General features: G+C 59.8%; 12 protein-coding genes and 1 pseudogene. 2 read left to right on the top strand and 11 right to left on the bottom strand.

The window, feature by feature from the left end:
• Positions 1-15: 15 nt before the first annotated feature.
• Genes OKW43_RS42215 through imuA form a run of 3 tightly spaced genes read right to left on the bottom strand, consistent with a single transcriptional unit; the run spans position 16 to position 5,269 of the window.
• Entirely contained in the window at positions 16-3,159 is a 3,144-nt protein-coding gene (locus OKW43_RS42215) for an error-prone DNA polymerase (RefSeq protein WP_429454811.1), read from the bottom strand.
• A 6-nt stretch (positions 3,160-3,165) separates the two neighbouring features.
• Positions 3,166-4,635, bottom strand: coding sequence for a Y-family DNA polymerase (locus tag OKW43_RS42210; protein WP_429454810.1), 1,470 nt, complete (start codon positions 4,633-4,635; stop codon positions 3,166-3,168).
• Positions 4,556-5,269, bottom strand: coding sequence for a translesion DNA synthesis-associated protein ImuA (gene imuA, locus OKW43_RS42205; RefSeq protein ID WP_429454809.1), 714 nt, complete (start codon positions 5,267-5,269; stop codon positions 4,556-4,558). The genes OKW43_RS42210 and imuA overlap by 80 nt, the downstream gene beginning before the upstream one ends.
• 245 nt (positions 5,270-5,514) lie before the next feature.
• Between imuA and OKW43_RS42200 the strand changes: the two genes are divergently transcribed.
• Positions 5,515-6,396, top strand: a complete 882-nt coding sequence (locus OKW43_RS42200) for a glycoside hydrolase family 6 protein (RefSeq protein ID WP_429454808.1) — start codon at positions 5,515-5,517, stop codon at positions 6,394-6,396.
• 312 nt (positions 6,397-6,708) lie between these two features.
• Here OKW43_RS42200 and OKW43_RS42195 read toward each other — a convergent pair whose 3' ends face one another.
• From OKW43_RS42195 to OKW43_RS42165, 7 genes and pseudogenes are all read right to left on the bottom strand, one after another.
• On the bottom strand, positions 6,709-8,370 hold the full coding sequence (locus OKW43_RS42195; protein WP_429454807.1) for a hypothetical protein: 1,662 nt from the start codon (positions 8,368-8,370) through the stop codon (positions 6,709-6,711).
• Positions 8,371-9,278: 908 nt separating this feature from the next.
• On the bottom strand, positions 9,279-10,724 hold the full coding sequence (locus OKW43_RS42190; protein ID WP_429454806.1) for an IS1182 family transposase: 1,446 nt from the start codon (positions 10,722-10,724) through the stop codon (positions 9,279-9,281).
• 99 nt (positions 10,725-10,823) lie between these two features.
• A pseudogene (locus OKW43_RS42185) lies at positions 10,824-11,450 on the bottom strand (tyrosine-type recombinase/integrase).
• Between the two features lie 330 nt (positions 11,451-11,780).
• Positions 11,781-13,724, bottom strand: a complete 1,944-nt coding sequence (locus tag OKW43_RS42180; RefSeq protein WP_429454805.1) for a hypothetical protein — start codon at positions 13,722-13,724, stop codon at positions 11,781-11,783.
• Positions 13,725-14,551: 827 nt separating this feature from the next.
• On the bottom strand, positions 14,552-15,337 hold the full coding sequence (locus OKW43_RS42175) for a hypothetical protein (protein ID WP_429454804.1): 786 nt from the start codon (positions 15,335-15,337) through the stop codon (positions 14,552-14,554).
• 5 nt (positions 15,338-15,342) lie between these two features.
• On the bottom strand, positions 15,343-15,990 hold the full coding sequence (locus OKW43_RS42170) for a hypothetical protein (protein ID WP_429454803.1): 648 nt from the start codon (positions 15,988-15,990) through the stop codon (positions 15,343-15,345).
• A 33-nt stretch (positions 15,991-16,023) separates the two neighbouring features.
• Positions 16,024-16,305, bottom strand: coding sequence for a hypothetical protein (locus OKW43_RS42165; RefSeq protein ID WP_429454802.1), 282 nt, complete (start codon positions 16,303-16,305; stop codon positions 16,024-16,026).
• A gap of 354 nt (positions 16,306-16,659) precedes the next feature.
• Between OKW43_RS42165 and OKW43_RS42160 the strand changes: the two genes are divergently transcribed.
• Positions 16,660-17,031 carry a YciI family protein gene (locus OKW43_RS42160; protein ID WP_429454801.1) on the top strand — a complete coding sequence of 124 codons (372 nt, stop codon included), beginning with the start codon at positions 16,660-16,662 and terminating at the stop codon, positions 17,029-17,031.
• A 22-nt stretch (positions 17,032-17,053) separates the two neighbouring features.
• Here OKW43_RS42160 and OKW43_RS42155 read toward each other — a convergent pair whose 3' ends face one another.
• Positions 17,054-18,247 carry a GGDEF domain-containing protein gene (locus OKW43_RS42155; RefSeq protein ID WP_429454800.1) on the bottom strand — a complete coding sequence of 398 codons (1,194 nt, stop codon included), beginning with the start codon at positions 18,245-18,247 and terminating at the stop codon, positions 17,054-17,056.
• Positions 18,248-18,607 lie beyond the last annotated feature (360 nt).

Genomic DNA, 18,607 nt, shown 5'->3' with positions numbered 1-18,607 from the left:
ATGGTACGCCGGTTACTAATGGAAGTTTCGTGTCGACGTGACGAGAGAGCCGAGCAGCGGGGACACGTCGACCAGCCGGTGCGCGACGAGGTGGCGCACCTCACCCTCACGCTGCCAGACGCCGTACACGGCAAGTAGTGACGCGCCGAGCGCTTCGCGTCGCTGCTTTTCGATCAGGGACGGCCAGATGATGACGTTGACCTGCCCGGTCTCATCCTCCAGCGTGACAAACATCACGCCCTTGGCCGTGCCCGGCCGCTGCCGGACCGTCACGATGCCGCAGGCACGCGCGAGCTGGCCGTTCCGGAATCCGGCCAGCGTCGACGCCGGCAGCAGGCGCTGGGCGAGCAGGCGAGGGCGCAGCAGTTCCAGCGGATGCCGGCCGAGCGTCAGGCCGAGCGCCCGGTAATCGCTGGCGATCTGCTGGCCTTCCGTCATCGGCGCGAGGACCGGCGTCGCGTCGTCATCAGTCGCGCCGCGCAGCAGATCCCGGTCAGGTACCGCAGCCACCGCATGCCACAGAGCTGCACGCCGGTCGCCGGCGAGTGAGCGCAATGCGTCGGCTGCCGCGAGCGCCTGCAGATCCTTGCGATCGAGCTGCGCGCGTCGTGCCAGATCGGAGACATCGATAAAGGGCCGCACGGCGCGCGCGAGCTCAATGCGCGCGGCGGCTTCCTCCTTCAGCCCACGTACCAGCGACATGCCGAGGCGCACCGGGGAAGAGGTTGTCTGGCCTTCAACCGCCGAATCCCAGTTGCTGAGCGTCACGTCGACCGGCAGTACCTTCACGCCGTGGCGCTTCGCATCCTGCACGAGCTGCGACGGCGAATAGAAACCCATCGGCTGACTGTTGAGCATCGCGACGAGAAACGCGACAGGCTCGTGACGCTTCAGCCATGCACTCGCGTAGACCAGCAGCGCGAAGCTCGCCGCGTGACTCTCGGGAAAGCCATATTCGCCGAAGCCCTGGATCTGCGCAAAGATCGCTTCGGCAAACTCGCGGTCGTAGCCACGCTCGAGCATGCCGTTCACGATGCGGTCGTAGTAGGCTTCGAGTCCGCCCTTGCGACGCCATGCAGCCATCGCGCGACGCAGCTGGTCAGCCTCGCCTGCGGTGAATCCTGCCGCGAGCATCGCGACCTGCATCACCTGCTCCTGGAAGATCGGCACGCCGAGCGTGCGCGAGAGCGCCTGCTCCATCTGCGGACTCGGATAGGTGACGGGCTCCAGTCCCTGCCGCCGGCGCAGGTACGGATGCACCATGCCGCCCTGCACGGGGCCCGGACGCACGATCGCCACCTCGATCACGAGATCGTAAAAGCAGCGCGGCTGCAGGCGGGGCAGCATGCTCATCTGCGCGCGCGACTCGATCTGGAATACGCCAACGGTATCGGCGCGACAGATCATCTTGTAGGTCTCGGGATCTTCGGCAGGGATGTCCTGCAGCTCGAACGGCTCGCCGCGTTTTTCCGAAATGACGTCGAGCGCGCGGCGGATGGCCGACAGCATGCCAAGTGCGAGCACGTCGATTTTCAGCAGGCCAAGCGCCTCGATATCGTCCTTGTCCCACTGGATGATCGAGCGGTCGGCCATCGCAGCATTCTCGATCGGCACCAGCCTCGACAGCTTGCCGCGGCTGATCACGAAGCCGCCGCTGTGCTGCGACAGATGTCGTGGAAAGCCCACCAGCAGCGCCGCAAAATTTGCCCACTGCACGATCAGCGGTGTCCCGGCGTCGAGCCCCGCCTCGGCGAAGCGGCTGAGCAGATCGCCGCTCGAATCGAACCACTGATGGGCCTTCGCGACGCGATCAACGATCGCTTGATCCACGCCGAGTGCCTTGCCCGACTCCCGCAGCGCGCTGCGTGGGCGGTACGTCGTCACGGCGGCCGTCAGCGCCGCGCGATCGCGCCCGTACTTGCGGTAGATGTACTGCACGACCTCCTCGCGGCGCTGATGCTCGAAATCCACGTCGATGTCCGGCGGCTCACCGCGCTCTTTCGAGATGAACCGCTCGAACAGCATCGACGAGCGCGCAGGATCCACCTCGGTCACGCCAAGCGCAAAGCACACAGCCGAGTTGGCCGCCGACCCGCGCCCCTGGCAAAGGATGCCTTCGCTGCGCGCGAACCGGACGATGTCGTAGACCGTCAGAAAGTACGGCTCGTAGCGTAGATCCCCGATCAGCGCGAGTTCGTGTTCGATCTGCTGCTGTACCTGATGCGGAATGCCCGCTGGCCAGCGGCGATGTGCGCCGATGTAGGTTTCCTGCCTCAGATAGGTCGTCGGCGTATGGCCGGCCGGCACCAGCTCGTCGGGATATTCATAGCGCAGTTCGTCGAGCGAAAACGTGCACAGGTGCGCGATCCGCAGCGTCTCCTGAAGCATCCGCTGCGGGTACAGGTTGGCGAGTCGCAGGCGCGATCGCAGATGCTGCTCTGCGTTGGGCGCGAGATCATAGCCGCACTCGGCTACCGGTTTGCCAATCCGGATCGCAGTGAGGACATCCTGCAGCGGTTTGCGCGAGCGCACATGCATAAGAGGTGCACCGGTCGCCACGACGGGAATGCCGCGGCGCGCAGCGACGTGTTCGACGATGCCGCGGTGGATATCGTCCATCGCGCGCGCGTGCAACGTCAGGGCAATCCACGCACGGTCGCCGAAGGTCTGGGCGAACCACTCGACCTGCGTATCCAGTCTGTCTTCATCGGCGGGGTAGTCCGGCGACAGGATCGCGACGCAGTCCGGCAGTCCCCGCAGGTGCCCAAAGGGCTTTTCCGGGTGCGCGAGATCCAGGGGAGCAACCCGGTAGCTGCCCTTGTGTGCGCGCATGCGGCCGAGCGTGATCAGCTCGGACAGGTTGCCGTAGCCGTCACGCGTCATCGCCAGTGCGGTGAATGACAGGGCCGACGTGCCGTCGGCGTTGGTCAGGTGGAAGTGCGACCCGACGATGAAGGGCAGACCGGCCTTCTTCGCCTCGACGTGCGCGCGCACGACGCCGGCAAGCGAACATTCATCCGTGACAGCCAGTGCGGTGTAACCCAACTGTGCGGCGCGAGCGGCGAGATCTTCGGCGTGGGATGCGCCGTGCAGAAAGGAAAAGTTGGACGCGCACTGAAGCTCCGCATAGTCGGGCAGTGCGCCGTAGGTCGGCGCCATGGGCGATCACCCGAACAGGCCGTGCAGGAACCAGCGCGGCTCGCGTTCGTCGACGGCGCTTACGCGCTCCCGGAAGACCCAGTAGTGCACCGCGTCGCCGGATTCGGCGACAAAGTAATCCCGCGTCACTAGGTGTCCGTCCTGCCAGCCGCCCTCGATACGTTCGGCCGGCGACACCATGCGCAGCGGGGTGCCGTAGAACGGACGGTGGCCGCGCATGATGAGCTGCACCGGACTGTCGAGCAGCCACGTCGGCCGCGGAAGGCTGGACGGTGGCGGCATGGACCTGACGGTCTCACCGATGGGTATCCAGCGCGCGGCGACCTCGGGGCGGTGATCGGCGACGGGCGCCGCCCGGGTGACATTCTGGGCGCCGAGCCTGGCGACGAGCAGTTCCATCAGGCGCGCATGCTCCTGTGGCGAACCGCCTGGCTCAGGAAACAGCGATTCGCTGGGTGCGTCCGCTTCGCGCACGTCCTTCGCGTCGAGGCGAACGGCGATGACCGGCGCGGCCAGTTCGACGCGGCCCAGGCGTTCTTTCAGCAGGCGCACGAGGTGTTCCTCGCGTGACGTCGGTTCGCCAAGCGCGATTTCGATTGCGGTCGGCGGCACCGCCGCGCGGCCGCGTTCGTGCTCGAGCTCAAGTACAAACCGGGCGATCGCCAGCTGTCGCGCCGACAGCCAACCGGTCATCTGCAGGATCAACCGCCGCGCCGCGAACAGCACGGCTTCCGCATGCTCGATCCGGTCGGGCAGCTCGAGCCGCGCGCTGAAGGCGGGGGGCAACTCCAGCCATTCGTACACTTCGGGCGCCGCACCCGTCGCGCGATCGAGCGCATCGAGCAGCGCCGTTCCGCAGCGCTTCCTGAGGCCTGCGCGGGGTAGTCGCCGGACGTCGTCGACCGTTTCGCATCCCAGTCCGTCGAACCATCCGGCGTAGGGGCGCGCAGGCGGCAGGGCAGGTAACGGCACGCGACGCAGCGTACGGTCGACGGAGCGCAACGTGAGCGCGACGCCACCCGATGATCGGGCGAAGAGCCATGCGGCCTGTCCCGTCGGCGCAACGGCAAGTGTCGCGGTCACGCCGAACGCGCTCACCGTTTCACCCGCCCGCCAGCGCAGTGCCCGAATGCCACCGAAGAGGCGCAGGCTCGCCGAAACGTCGGCCAGCACGACCGATTCCTCCGCCAGCACCACGTGGGGGGTGAACTGCAGCAGGGCGAACGCCACGCCACGAACCAGCTCCGCTTCACGGGTGAGATCACGTTCCCGGATGACCGCGTCGGGGACAAGCGTCAACACTCCACCGCGGCGCATGCCAGGCACGATGCCGGCCGAGTGCGCCGCGCCGTCGAGCGCGACAACGCGGTCCTTTTCCAGCACGACAAACCCGGCCTCATTGCGCGGCGTCGACCAGCGCGGGAGAAACGACTCGAGGGCGAGGTGCGGCAGATGTACGCCGATCCAGAGTTGCATATCGGCTCAACAGGGCAGGTGAAGGTACGAGAGGAACGAAAACGGGTTCGTCGCGCTGCGGTCCGCGGCGTTTGACGAACGTCACTTCAATACCGCCCCTGGCGGCTCGCAGCGCAAGCCGCAGCGGCGCCGGCGACGTCGCCTGGGCGGCCGCGAGTGGGCGAAACAGGAACAGCAGGGTGTCCGAGGCCTGAGCGGCCAGATGCAGGCGCCGCAGCGCTTCCTGCCGGACTTCTGCCTGCCAGAAGAGCAGGGCGCCGCAGGTGCCGGCACGCAGGATCTGCTCGGCGGCCCACAGCACAGCCGTGCGTGGTGCGCGCAGCACGCACGGCTGTGCTGCGGGAACGCCGAGCCACGCCAGTCCGGCGGGTTGAAGCCGATGCGGCGGCTGCAGCAGGAGCAAGGGGCGGGATCCGACGTTCGCCAGCGCGGGCTGAAGCAGACGCAGTTCACCGCAGCCCGGCTGCGGTGTGAGCAGTTCAGTGAGCGCGCCCGCGGGCCAGCCGCCGCCCGGCAGCTCGGCGGTTAGCGCGGCGTGGCCGCACGACACCACCCGATCGAAGCCGGCGGCCAGCTGCGAAGCTCGCCATAGCGCGGGGTGGATTTCTTCAGGGTGACGCGGCAGGGCGTTCATGGAGCAAGGATACTGTATGGATATACAGTATCTAGTGTAGCGCTTATCCCGGGAAAATGTAAAAGGAGGTGTGAAGACCACGACCGGGGGGTACTGGCGAGCCGTTCCAGGCGGGCGCGAGCCCACCTTTCGCGACCGGTCTGTGATCGGCCATATGGGAAAGCTTTCCGCAAGCCCGAGAAGCTGGTCAGAGGAACCGTCGGTTAGAATAACTGCTCCCATCAGCAGCTGACCGTCTTTCACCAATGCTCAACAGAAAGCATTCTTCCGGCAAGCTCTACGTCGATCTGCAATCGGCAGCGGCACGGTACCTTGCTGCCGCCCAAACGAAGTCCGCGTGTCTCGAACGCATCGCTTCCACGCCGCAAGCCATCTGGGTGACCGATGTCTCCGCCATCGCTGACCTTCGGATCAAACTGGATGGCGCATATGCTAATGATGAGATTGCGGTTGTCGTTTTATACGGGATCCCGGACCGTGATTTCGGCGGTGGGTATTCCGCCGGTGGAGAAGAAACAGAAGGATCCTACCGCGCCTACATTGACAAACTCTGCGATGCCATCGCACAACGTCGGGTGATTGCGATAGTAGAACCAGACGCAGTCGCCGATATGTTCAACGGAAAGTTCGGTGAGGATCGCGCCGAGCGCCGCACGGCCTTGCTGCAATACGCATGTGACCGGCTAGGCCAACTCACCCAAACTGATGTCTACCTCGACTGTGGACACTCCAGCTGGCCGGAAGAAAGTTGCCTCGATCGGTGGCTGCGCGACAACAACATGCTCGATAGGCTCACCGGCATCGCGATGAATGTCTCGAATTTCAAATCGACAGAAGAATGCCTCGATCGTGCGAGAGCACTGCTGCATTTGGGATCTCGTGAAGTTGTGCCTGTGGTCATTGACTGCAGTCGAAATGGCGCGCCTCTTGCCTCAGATTTGCAGGGCGATGATTTATGGTGCAATCCGGTTGGAGCCCGTCTTGGTCCGGATCCGGTCTTGTCTTTGTCGAATTATCACGCCCGGTTGTGGGTAAAGCGGCCTGGCGAGTCGGACGGAGTGCACAACAGCGGATTGCGTGCGGGCACGTTCGATCTGGGCCTATGCCTCCGACTTTGCGGCGAGTAAGTCGCGCAAGCGCAGTGCACACCAAAGCACATTCATTAGGGGTACGGTGCATCTGCGTACGAAGGTCCGTCGATCGAACGGAGGGGCCGCTCGAATGATCATGTGAGCGCGATAGCGTACGTCGGAACATGGCCGGCCGGTCTCTGCCGGTCATCGATCGGCAGCATTCGACCCTCAACAGCCTTCCGACTGCTCGGTTTCTATGTCCGCTTCTGAGCTGAAGGTAGCCGCTCGCTTCAAAGCCATAGCGTGAAATTTAAAATAGAAAATCAATGGATCAACCAATGCAAATGTTCAAACCGGATTTGCGGTTTAGGGTCCGATCGGGACTCGATTTTTTAGAAGGCTGTACATGAACACACAGTCCCACGCCATTGAAGTCTCCCATGGTGACTTGCCTGCTCCGTCCTTCGCGATTTCTGAGCGTTCCCACTGCCACTGCGTGTATGAGGTGCGAGCGGGATCAACATAGCACTTTCGCTTAAGCAGCGGCAGGATCGATGCATCTGGTCCCAGGTGCAGATAGAGGAAAAACGGATTCTCTGGCTCTCGGGCGGCGATGATTGCCGCGGCGTTTGCTAAAGTGTCGCTTCTATGACCAAGTAATCGGTCAATGGCAATCTTGACGGCAATTAGGTGGAGGGTGTAGCCCCGCGGGGCGAACGCCGCCGGCCAAATCAAGTCATCCATCTGATCACCAAACTTCCCAGTCGGGTCAACAACGTCTGAGGGAATAACGTTCGCGACAGCTAGCTTGCTGGCGAGCGCGTTGAAAACCAGCCATTCGCTTCCAGCCAGTTCACATGTCATATTGGGATCGGGTGCACAACTGGAATAAGCAGTGTCAATTGGAAAGGAAGGCGGTACGTGCATCGCGTTGCCCGCGATGTAGTGGAGGTAACGAGACAAGGCGGCCGACTCGTTTCGAGTTTTAATGAACGCGAATACACCATTGATTTGATCGCCAGAGAAGTCGGAGCCGACAACGTTGACGTGATTCGGTGAACGCCAAAATCGTCCATCAGCGCTTTGGCTGTTTTGTAATAGAGTGCAGCCTTCCGCCTCGCCGGCCAAGCAAAGCAAGCCCCCGAAAATTGCCATATCACCGCTATCGTCTGGTGGGGTAGCAGTTGGATCGAATTTGGCAGGGAACGAATAGTTCGGGTCGCGGACGGAGCGCTCTCTATGAGCCACGGCCTTGAACTGGGCTATTTCCGAATCGTAGTCAAAGTTACCGATGGGACCTGTTGCGGCGGGGGCGCTGGCGATTAGCTGTCTCATGCGACGAGCGATCGCGTCAGTAGAAATCCAACCGATTTTTAGGCAGATCCCCTGTAACTGTTGGTACGCGCAATATGAAGCTTGTAAATGCGCAGTCGCGATAAAATTTGATAGCTCTGGATCGTCATGCTGCAAGCCCGCGAGCGGATCATTAGGATCAGTCGCATTGAATATCGCTCTATTTATTGCGCCCCGAATACTGGTCGTCAATACGTCCGCAACCCAAGACACCAGGTTAAACAAAGCTCCCGTCTGACAGTTGATCTCGCTATTCATGTCCTGCACCACAGCTGCGGGCAACGGTGCATTCGGTATCGCGAACCTAAGCAACACTTGGCAATTGAAACCTTGGCCAATGGCGTTGATGCGGCCTTCGATGTGGGCCTGATATGCGAGAGCAAAGCTCCCGTCAGAATACTCAGAAAAACCAGCGCTGTCCAAACGAAACGGAACGGACGGATCCTTCGCACCTGCTTCCCTTAGGCTTTTCTGAATCTGCGCGTCAACAGGGCCGAGTGGCAAGGATACGGTGACAAGGCTTTTGGCGACGCTCTCCAAATGAAGCTGCATCCGACCAGGCAACAGCGATGAACCGTCCTGCGGTACTAAAGGCGCGGCTATTACCAGAGACGGGAGCATCACCGTGATAAAGCGGGCCAACCATCGATAGGTCCAGCGGACGATCGCATTCATCGCAACTCACCTCGATGGTTGGGTTCCCTGAATGACGCTGAGTACGGGGGGGTAGCTGTTACCCGTTGTCGAACACCTAATGTGACCCTTCTGGCCCATATTTGGAACCCCGCCTGGGCTCTTCACGCTTGCAGTCACGCACACCACCAGCGGATCAGATATGCCCGTGCTGTCAACGGCTTGGTGGTAGCTTCGAAACTCAATGTCGCAACGTTCCTCATCTCCCGTCGAGCCACTACCGAAACGCCGTTGTACCGTATATTGCGCGATGAAATCGCCGCCGAAAGATTTGCAGGTTTGGAAGGAACAGGAACTGCGCTCACCCATAACGTCTGTAGCCGACGTATCGCATCCGTTGTCTATGGTGAAAGGTGTGCCGGTGTTTGCGACACGGGCATTTTTGGACGCGCAGGCACTGAGTAAAACCACACCTGAGAGTGCAGCTATGAGCAATAGATCGGCCACCTGAAAATCCCCAAACCGACCGGGTCGTTCGGCCGTAACGCCACGATTCTGCGGCTGCTTCATAGTCCCCTCCACGGCTAGACTCCGACCGGCTATACGGCGACTCTGGTGGTCTTATGCGTTCAAGTATGTACGGGAGCGGACAGATTTAATTCTCTTTTGCACATCCCGGCGTTGACCAGTTGTTACCTCTAGGAGGTGAAGAGGAGCCATCCCTTCGAGCAAGCTTTTGAACACACCTACGCCGGTGATCTGTCCGACCGTCCCATATGAATCTGCGAAGAGACGGTTTACGATATCTAACCAGTGGCCGAAACTGGCCGAGGGCGTGTGGAAACTCCATTTCAACCGCTGAGGGCGACGTTGCCGGTCGGATCGATCAGGTTAGATGCGTCGAGCTTGCGCTAATCGAACATCGCGGCCGCAAGAAGCCCCTCGGGGCCTCAGCTGGTAGCCAGCTTCATCGCCTTCATCATTCCGGCAACCCCCAGTATATTGATGACGCGCTTGAGGTTGTAGGCTAGCACCTGAAGGCTCATTTCGGTGCTCACCCGTCCCAGCGTCCGGGTCAGGAAGTGGGTGGCCCCCATCCAATGCTTCATCGTGCCGAAGACGTGTTCGACCGTGCTTCTTCGAATGGTCATTGCATCGGGCATACGCTCGAGTCGATGCTGCATGGCTTCCAGTACATGTTCGTGTTCCCATCGTCGGATGCGGCGGTAGTCGCTGGGCGAACATCGCTCCTTGAGATGGCAACGCGGGCATGCGCTGGGCCAGTACACGCGCAGGTTCATGTCTTTCTCAACGGTCTTGAATCGAAGAATTGCGCGCTCACCGGCGGGGCATCGATACTCATCGTTCCTGGCAACGTAGATGAAGTCGCGTTTGGTAAAGAGCCCTTTCTTCCTTGACGCCGAGGTGAGTGGTTTCGGGACATACGTGGTGATCCCAGCCAGTTCACAGGCGCGGATGTCCGGACCGCTGTAGTAGCCTCGATCAGCTAGCACCTTCAGCCCCGGCTTGCCCATCGCCTTCTTCGCTGACACGGCCATCCTGCTGAGTTGCCCGTGATCGCCTCCGATATTCGTCACCTCATGTTCCACGATCAGATGGTGCTTCGTATCCACGGCGGCCTGCACGTTGTAGCCGACAGTTCCGGTTCTTTTGCCACCGCTGGTCATAGAGCGGGAATCCGGGTCGGTAAGCGACAGTTGTCCGTCCGGTTCTTTCTTCAGCTGCGCTTTGATTTGCTCGAGCTCACGCATCCGCTGGCGCAACAGAGCGATCTTCTCGTACAGGCGCACGGTCTTCACATCGAAACCTGTCGGACTGGTCCGGTCTGCGGTTTCAATCATGTCGAGGTATCGCTGGACGCTTTCCTCAATCTGTTGCTGACGCTTGTCGATCTTGCCCGCCGTGTAGTTCCTGTCGCGGCTGTTCACCGCCTTGAATTTGCTGCCGTCGATGGCGACCATGTCGCTCGATAGCAGCTTCAGTCCTCGACACAGCTCGACGAAGCGACGGCATACGTTGCGAATGGCCGGCCCGTTGTCGCGGCGAAAGTCGGCGATCGTCTTGAAGTCTGGCGCCAGACGTCCTGTCAGCCACATCAACTCGACGTTGCGTTGGCATTCGCGCTCAAGACGCCGACTTGAGGGTACCCGGTTCAGATACCCGTAGATATAGATCTTGAGCATCACGCCAGGGTGGTAGGACGGGCGCCCGGTGATTGCGGGCGTGGTGCCGTTGAAGCCGAGCGTCGTGAGGTCCAGTTCGTCCACGAACACGTCGACGATTCTGATCGGGTTGTCCTGGCCGATGTAGTCATCGACGCATTTGGGAAGTAGTGCGACCTGCTTGCGGTCATCGCCTTCAACAAATCGCTTCATGAGTCACCCGGTCTCAATGAGTTGATTCAGTTTAGGCGATGAATGCGTTTTCACACACCCTCGGCCGGTCAGCGACCGCTCGCTAACCGGCTTGACAATCTACACCTCCGTCTGCTCGGCGATTTCGAGTGCATCATCTACCTCGATGCCGAGGTATCGCACTGTACTTTCACGTTTCGTGTGGCCGAGTAACAACTGGACAGCCCTGAGGTTCTTAGTGCGACGATAGATCAACGACGCCTTGGTCCGCCGCATCGTGTGGGTACCTTAGGCCGTGTCGTCAAGGCCGATTGACGCGATCCATCGATGAACCAGCCGGGCATATTGCCGTGTCGACAAGTGCGGAGAGCCGTGAATTCTGCTCGGGAACAGGAAGTCGGTTCCGTGCAGCTCCGCATGCCTTATCCATGCTGCCACACTCTCACGAGTCTGTTCGGTAATCTCGAACTGAACCGGCCGTTGCGTCTTCTGCTGCATGATCATCGCGCGGCTGGCAACGTGCTCCCCGTGACAAACATCGCGAACGCGCAGCTTCGTCAAATCACAAGCGCGAAGCTTGCTGTCGATGCCGAGATTGAACATTGCCAGATCTCGCACGCGGGACGAGAGCTGCAGCCGCACGCGTATCGCCCAGATTTCCTTCAGCTTCAGCGGTGGCTTCTGACCGGTTAATCTCCCTTTGTTCCACGGGACCCGCGTCGGGACCGAGTCGTTTGATGTGCTCATGACAATCTCCTTTCAGTTGAAGGAGATCCAGTTTGCGTCTGGCGCAATGGGCGCTGTCCGACCCAATTGGGCCGCTCGGCCTTCGTCCCCGCAACGGCCCCTTGCAGCCCCACAAGAGACTCTCACTTTTCCAGATATCAACCATCCGATCATCTCGGCCGGTGGGCTCGGATTGCGCCCGGCAAGCGATAACACGTAAGGCGAGTGATTACTTCAGCGGGTTCGCTAGGAACGAATTGGCGTCGTGCGAAGTAGAATTGAGATATTGAGGCCGCCAATGGCTTACAAAAACAATCGCGAATCGGATGAAGGTGAGCGTGGTCTGGGGCCCTAGCGACCGCATAATCCCGGCACCGCTTCACCTCTCGCTTGCGCCTCTTTGCACTGTCTTTTGAATTTAGTTTCGCGCGCTTGTTCGACTAAGGCGAGGCCTGCCTCCTCATCAGCAACTTCCGTTGGGCTTGCGTCCACCTTTGTATCGCGTCGAAACGACTGCAAGGCGTTTATCGCTTTCTCGTATGGAAGAGGGTAATCCGGATCAAAGCTTTTCTTTTCGTCCGCAACTATTTTTCGCAGAATCGCGCCCGCTGCGGGATTGTCACCCTTTAGCTTGAAGAACTCAGCCTGAAGATTCATAGCTTGGACAGCGTCCTTATCGGTCAGATCCGTGGGGTGCGCCTGGCGCGCGTAGTTCTCAGCAGACCTTGCCGCAGCGAGTCCGAAGTCAACTTGCCCTGCCTTCCAGACGCTACTTACGCGATCGCCGATCGCTCGATCAACTCGACCCTTGGTGGCAATGCCAAGGTAATAGTAGAACCGGCCAAGGTCCGAAATGGCATACTCTCCTGGAAGGACCGAGGACCACCATCTTATCCCCTCCTGTAGATAAACCTGCGCTTCGGGATACCGCTGTCGCGAATCCAGATATCGAAAGATGTTTTCAAAAAAAGCATCCCAGGTCGATCCATCGATTACAATTTCGGAGCGAGTATTTGTTAGCCGCCAATATTTGATTGTATTCGTCAGGCTTTCATCCGTAGCGTCGTCAAATTGGGGAATCCGCCTAAACCACGTCAACTCGCCTGTCTGCTTATTGTTGTAACTCCCGACTAGGACTTTGACGTTCGAGCCAGCACTTGTTCCCGCCGCCCAGAAGCGTATCGCGGCATCCACATCGACCCTGAAAACAGCAGCCCAAAGACCCGCTAGGGTGATTTGCTCGCTAATGGTTTGCACGCCGCCGCTGTGCTCGATTTTGGAAATCACCTTTCGGTAAACCGCGAAGTCCTTAGGCTTGGAACTGCCCACTGAATTGTTGGCGAGATACCAGACAGCCGTCTTCGCAAGTCCTAGCTCCTCCGGACTCCACGGCCTTTCTAGCGACATAAGCCTTGAGATTCCCTGCGTCGCGACCGTCAGGCTAGGCGTTGTCATCTCCTCAGCGATTTCTTTCCACTCGACTTGCGGGGTTGCTCCCGCGGATCGGTCTAGGTCTAGGACCAGCTCAGAAAGTTCTCTGACCTGGATATACCAGTTGGCATAGAGGGGGTTTTCAGGTTCCAACTGGTACGCTTTATTGAAATAGCGCGCGCCGGCGGCTGGGCCAAACTGTAACGACTTAACTAACGCAAGCTGCAAGTTGCTCGCAGCAGCCTTGTTGACCGCAACCGCCTCTTGCTGTACCAGATCCGTTAAAATTAGATCCGCTTTCTGAAAATCGCCGCTTTCGGTAGCGCGCTTCGCCTCGTCGTCAAGAGGACTGGTCCCTGCGACAATCTGCCAACTGCGTAATAAGTCGTCATATTTACGTGGCCAATCTTCCAGGTCTTGCAACGCCGCCTTCGACGCTCCTGGACTTGTGGAATTTTGGAGCGCTGTGAGCCTCTTCTCGATTACTTGAACCAAGTCGATGTTATGTTGTATCACATCGTTGTTCGATTTCATCGATTGGTCGAGCTTACTCATGAGTTGCTTGTTGGCGGTCCTGAGCGCGAGATAAATGGCGTTAATGGCAGCGATGACCTGTTTGAGTTGGCCGACAGAGATTTTCCCTTGGCTTTGAATGATGAGCAACTGTCCTTTCAGGTCGGAATACTGTTCTTTGCTCAACCCACAGTTAAGTTGTATGTCATGCTTAACATCTGAATATGCGATCGCCTGCGAGCATTCCGCCGCATTGGCCGTGACCGTGACGGACTTTGGCTGCTGACCAACAGCGTGGACGGCGACGCTGCATAACAGCGCATTCGCAGCGGTTCTGACCCACGCTTTCACGGCTTGCCCCCGGCGGGCGCGCCGCAGTTATTGACTACATCCCGAGCGGTTGCGTCGCCGACCGCCTGTGCGCAGGAGCCACTGGCTTGTACGTTCACTGTGGGGCGTTGAGCCCCAGCCCCGGTAAACGGTGCGGACGCGGCGGAGAGGGTTTCTGTTTTAAGCGTTTGAGGGACAGCATTGCCGTCGACCATTCGATACGCGAGAACCCACCCGCCGACTATCGCGAAAGCCGCGAGGCCAACGCACGAGAATGTAATCGTTGCGCTGGCGGCTTTCCTAGCTGCAAAGCCGAACAAGAGTGCGAGCGCAAAGCCCGCCCACCCTAATGGCTGTGTGACAACGCTGGTCCAATCCATCTCGGCCTCGCGCGACGATTGCGAGACTCCCATCCTACTCTTTAGCCAGTTGCCATAGCCCAAGAAAGTTCGACGCGTGGCTAAAACAGAGCCCGCTTAGCTCGCTCTACACTACGCTACTCTTTTGTCGTCGCGGTATCGAATGCTTCTTTTCAGACGTCGAGCGGAACCGCTTTTCCTTTGGTTCTGAAAAGGGGCCGTCAACGAGCATTCGGTTTGCGCGACAGTTGCCATTAGCAATCGACACGTTCGTCCGGACGCGAATGACGGCATGGCCGATGACGCGAGCCACATGATTTCCGCACGGAAGTCCGTTAACTGGACGAAGCCGTCGTCTGAACGTCCAAGCGGCGGGGCAGGCGACTTACGCTTGATGGCCGGCTCCTGCCTGTGCGCAACCCGGTGCCCCGCTTTCCCGCGAAAATTTTGTTGCTATTGCTGAACATGCATTTCCGGAGCCGGGGCGTCTCACCACCGCGGGTCGACTTCGATATCCCGGATGTACAGTCCTAGACCGAGATTGAATGGTGACTCAGGTTCAGTCCAGGCGTCCTCCGCGCGGCGGTCCAGTTCTTTCACGATGGAGAAAAGGAAGCGCTCCCCGGAGCGTGACTCGACGTCTGCGGCAACCGTGAGTGTGACGCCCTCAGTAAAGGTTACCCTGCCCTTAAAGAGCCGATCGTTGAACTCTTCGAGCGCGTTGATTGCGAATTGCGCGATGACCACGCAGAAGCCTTCGCTGTGGCGGAAATCGCGGTGCGTCGGGTCAATGAAGACCTCCTGCACCTCGAGTTTGAAGTCCATCAGGTCGGCACGCTCAACTAGTTCAAGTTCCACTGAGAAGGAGCAGTAGCCGACCGGGCCGGTGCTATTCGAGAGCACGAGCACGTACCAGGTCCGGAGGTAGGGATCGGCAAATTTCTCATCCGGCTCGGGAATTTCCCTCACGCTCTCGGCACCCTTCCCATTACCGAGGCAGCTCCCGGCAAGGGGGGAATACTCGCCTGCGGACTTCCAATCGGAGGCCCGGACGTCCTTGACCTTGCGCGCGAGGACCCGACGGGTATCCGACGCCCGCCAGCCAGCGGCCGTTCCGTACGTAACGGTCCACTGATCGAGAGCGCCCAAAGGGCCGACGCCGTATTCGTAGATGGGAACGCCTGCCGATAGGGGCAGATGTAACGGCTCAGCCATCGCGGCCGCGATGATGCCGAGGACATTCTTTGGGGTCTTTTCCAAGGGCGCGGCCGTCATGCCATTCACTCGCGTTTGTGGTCAAACGTTTCGATCCGGTGAGAGATGCGATCACGAATGTCCGGCGGCGGCGCTTCGGACAACACGTCAGCCTCCACCAGATGGCCAATCTGCCGCGCTCCCTCCGGGTCCTTACGCATGATGACACCGTAGTAGACCTTTTCTTTGATACCGAACTCATCGCGCAGAGTATTCGTTGCCCTCTCGTTGCTTCTCGAACAGAGATGATGGCGGATAAGCGCTAGGGCCGCGTCAGGCTTGCTGCCGTGCTTCCTGTCCCTCAGGATGGCATAGAGCCTGTTGCGCTCTTCTTTCGAGATTCGCCAGTCGATGCCGCGCCACGCATCGGGCGCGCCCCCTTCCCATGCGCCTGCGTCGAAGGCCGCGAACGAGATTTTTTCCCCGTGCCTCACCTGATACAGCCCTTGCCGACTGGGAAGAAGCTCCTTGTCGAACCACTCTGAAATTGCCCCGGTGTCCTCGCACGTCGCATAGGACCGTCCGTCGCGCCTGACCTCCTCGTAAATTAGCGTGCCGACCTCGCCGTCCCGGGCGGGTTCGTGCGATGTGGTAAATCCCAATGCATGCAACCGGGCTTCGAATTCGTCGAAGAGCTCGGCAACCTTGCTGTCAATGCGTTCTTGACGGTTCATTGCGACCTCGCATGGCGTTCGGGCGTGTTGGTGTTAGATGAGATCAGAGAGCGCCGTTTCCGTTTCGCTGGCGAACCGTTCACGGCGCAGCGAAACGAAGTGTTCACCTTCAAGGACCTTGAGCGGAAGCGCCTCTTCGTGACCAAACTCCTGACAGAGTTCTTCCCAGAGGCCGTGCAAGGTACGATACGGGCGCTTGGCGATGCGCTGGACGCCTGTCCAGTGCACGAACTGGTCTTTGCTCATCGTGGTGTTGCCCGTCAACCAGACTTCTTCGAGTTTCTGCTGCAGAAGTGCTTCGCGATATTTGGTCATGGATTTACCCCGTAAATGTGGGGACGAGAATAGCACGTTATTTAATTAATCGGCCGTTATTTCTCTACGTCGCCGCTGTTGTATTAGCGGATCGCTAGAGGAGGCGTGCCACTGACCGGCCGGACGCCTGCCGTGAAGGGACAGTCGAATGTCGTCGGTAGCGTCGTATCGATTGGCCGCAACTGGCCGACCTCTGCCTCGCGCGATCCGCATGTGCAGCACGAGCCCGGCGGTCGGCACGGCGCGACCCCAAAAGCGGACAGTCTGGCGAGACCCGCTACAAACTTTTCAGAAGATTGTCGATTTTCGATCATCAGCTTCGTCGTCAGGTTATTCACACCCAAAGGATCTCCCATGAAATACCTCGGCTTGGCCTACTTCACCCCCGATAAATTCGCCGCGATGGCGCCAGACGACGTCAAGAAATTGGTGAGCCAATGCCCCGCATTGGACGACAAGATGCGGGCTACCGGCAAGGTACTGATTTCCGCATCGCTTGGCGATCTGGACAACTGGAGGACGCTCCGCCCGCGCAGTGGCAAGACCCACGTCACCGATGGGCCCTATACCGAGTCGAAGGAAGTCGTGGGCGGCCTGTTCATCATCGAGGCGGATACCCATGACGAGGCGTTGCGCATCGCCTCCATGCACCCGGCGGCCACGCTGGGTGACGAAGGTGGATGGGTCGTCGAGCTTATCCCCGTGGATTTCTACTGGTCCCGATGAGGGCTTGCCGGCCTTCGGGCGATCACACGATATCAAGCTCGGGGGCACTCCACGTCTGACCTAATGGCTCCGTGACCACCCGGTTCCTCCCCGCGCGCTTCGCCGCATAGAGCAGGTGATCGGCGCGCGCCAGCAACGCTCCGACCGCCTCGCCAGGCCGATACCGGGCAATGCCGGCACTCGTCGTAACGCACAGCGTAGCCTCGATTTCATTGAAGCGTGAAGACTCCAGCACGGTGCGCAAGCGCTCGGCGATCTGATACGCGAATTTGTCGTCAGCGCCCGGCAGCAGAAGCACGAACTCCTCGCCGCCGATGCGCGCCACCACGTCTTTCTCGCGCACCGCGGCGCGCAGGATTGCGGCGAACTGGCGCAGCACCGCGTCGCCGGCCGCATGCCCATAACGGTCGTTGATGGATTTGAAGTTGTCGATGTCGAAAGCGATCAGCACGAGCGGATAGCTTCGCTTGTCCGCGACGCGGCGGCCCGCCATGCGTTCAAACGCGCGCCGGTTCAACGTTTCGGTGAGCGAGTCGAGATCGCGTTCGAGAGTCAGCCGGTCGATCACGTCCGACATCGCGGCGGCCAGCAGCACGAGCCCCAACACAGCGCCCATCAGGGCGAGCGACAACTGCAGCAAGACCCAGAAAATGGTTCCCGCGAACGGCGCAGTGCTATGCGGCAAGGGTTGGATTGTAGTGAGCGGCGTCCTGATGAAAAAACTGGCGCCGAAGATCAGCAGCACCCAGAGAAGAACGTGGTTGACGGTGCGGCCATTGCAGCGTTTTCTGAAACGGACCGCGGTAAACAGCATCAACAGCCCGGCGCTGAGATTCAGAATGTAGACGCGCACGAGCAGGTTTGACGTCACGAAGGAGAAGTAATACATGCCACCCAGCACCAGCGCGAACATCGACGCATGCGTCGCTAGCCGCAAGTGAAGCCCAGCCCTGCGCAAAACACCTTCCGCCAACAGTTGAATGCTTAACACATAAAACGTTGCCGATATAAGCGCGTTCAATCGCCATTCATCCGGCAGATGACAGATCTGCACTGCCGAGCCGAGTGCGAAAGCAACAAATGAAGCGGCGAGAAAGCGCAGATAGCGCAGTCGTCTATCGTAGAGCCATGCACAGGCAAAACCGAGCGAAAAGACGGCCGTGATACCTGGGATGATCAATTGAACGAGTTGATTGGGCGTTATCTGAGCGGGCATGTGGCTCGTTCTCCGCTGCCGGCCACGAAATCGCCGGGCCTATGGGTTGGCGGTTCTCAGGGCGTGCATCGTCAGCCGCCATTGACGACTCTCCCAAAAATGGACGTGCCACCCGATATGGTCAGAGGATTGTACGCCTGGTGAGTGGGAGCCCTCGGGCAAGGCGATAGTGTCGCATGCGGTCTCGAGATCGGAATTTGATGCGCGCAGGATTGTCAGCGATTCTTCTGAGGTCGGCGAAGGTCCCTTATTGGCCGATCGTCTAGCGAGCGAACGGTGCTTGCCAAAAGCGGCAGCATGCGGACGCATTGCCTCCGCTCGGACCAACGTCGCTACCTGGCCGCTTAAGAAGCGAACCGA

Origin of the sequence: Paraburkholderia sp. WC7.3g, from assembly GCF_050436345.1 — a bacterium.
In the GTDB taxonomy this organism is placed as follows: Bacteria; Pseudomonadota; Gammaproteobacteria; order Burkholderiales; family Burkholderiaceae; genus Paraburkholderia; species Paraburkholderia podalyriae.
Note: the sequence above shows the minus strand (reverse complement) of the source record. Positions and strands in the feature narration are given on the sequence as shown.

Bases quoted from the DNA above. Each gene is read 5' to 3' on its own strand.
- OKW43_RS42190 (WP_429454806.1), bottom strand. From the start codon at position 10,724: ATGAAGCGATTTGTTGAAGGCGATGACCGCAAGCAGGTCGCACTACTT.
- OKW43_RS42175 (WP_429454804.1), bottom strand. From the start codon at position 15,337: ATGACGGCCGCGCCCTTGGAAAAGACCCCAAAGAATGTCCTCGGCATC.
- OKW43_RS42170 (WP_429454803.1), bottom strand. From the start codon at position 15,990: ATGAACCGTCAAGAACGCATTGACAGCAAGGTTGCCGAGCTCTTCGAC.
- OKW43_RS42215 (WP_429454811.1), bottom strand. From the start codon at position 3,159: ATGGCGCCGACCTACGGCGCACTGCCCGACTATGCGGAGCTTCAGTGC.
- OKW43_RS42200 (WP_429454808.1), top strand. From the start codon at position 5,515: ATGCTCAACAGAAAGCATTCTTCCGGCAAGCTCTACGTCGATCTGCAA.
- OKW43_RS42165 (WP_429454802.1), bottom strand. From the start codon at position 16,305: ATGACCAAATATCGCGAAGCACTTCTGCAGCAGAAACTCGAAGAAGTC.
- OKW43_RS42210 (WP_429454810.1), bottom strand. From the start codon at position 4,635: ATGCAACTCTGGATCGGCGTACATCTGCCGCACCTCGCCCTCGAGTCG.
- OKW43_RS42155 (WP_429454800.1), bottom strand. From the start codon at position 18,247: ATGCCCGCTCAGATAACGCCCAATCAACTCGTTCAATTGATCATCCCA.
- OKW43_RS42195 (WP_429454807.1), bottom strand. From the start codon at position 8,370: ATGAATGCGATCGTCCGCTGGACCTATCGATGGTTGGCCCGCTTTATC.
- imuA (WP_429454809.1), bottom strand. From the start codon at position 5,269: ATGAACGCCCTGCCGCGTCACCCTGAAGAAATCCACCCCGCGCTATGG.
- OKW43_RS42160 (WP_429454801.1), top strand. From the start codon at position 16,660: ATGAAATACCTCGGCTTGGCCTACTTCACCCCCGATAAATTCGCCGCG.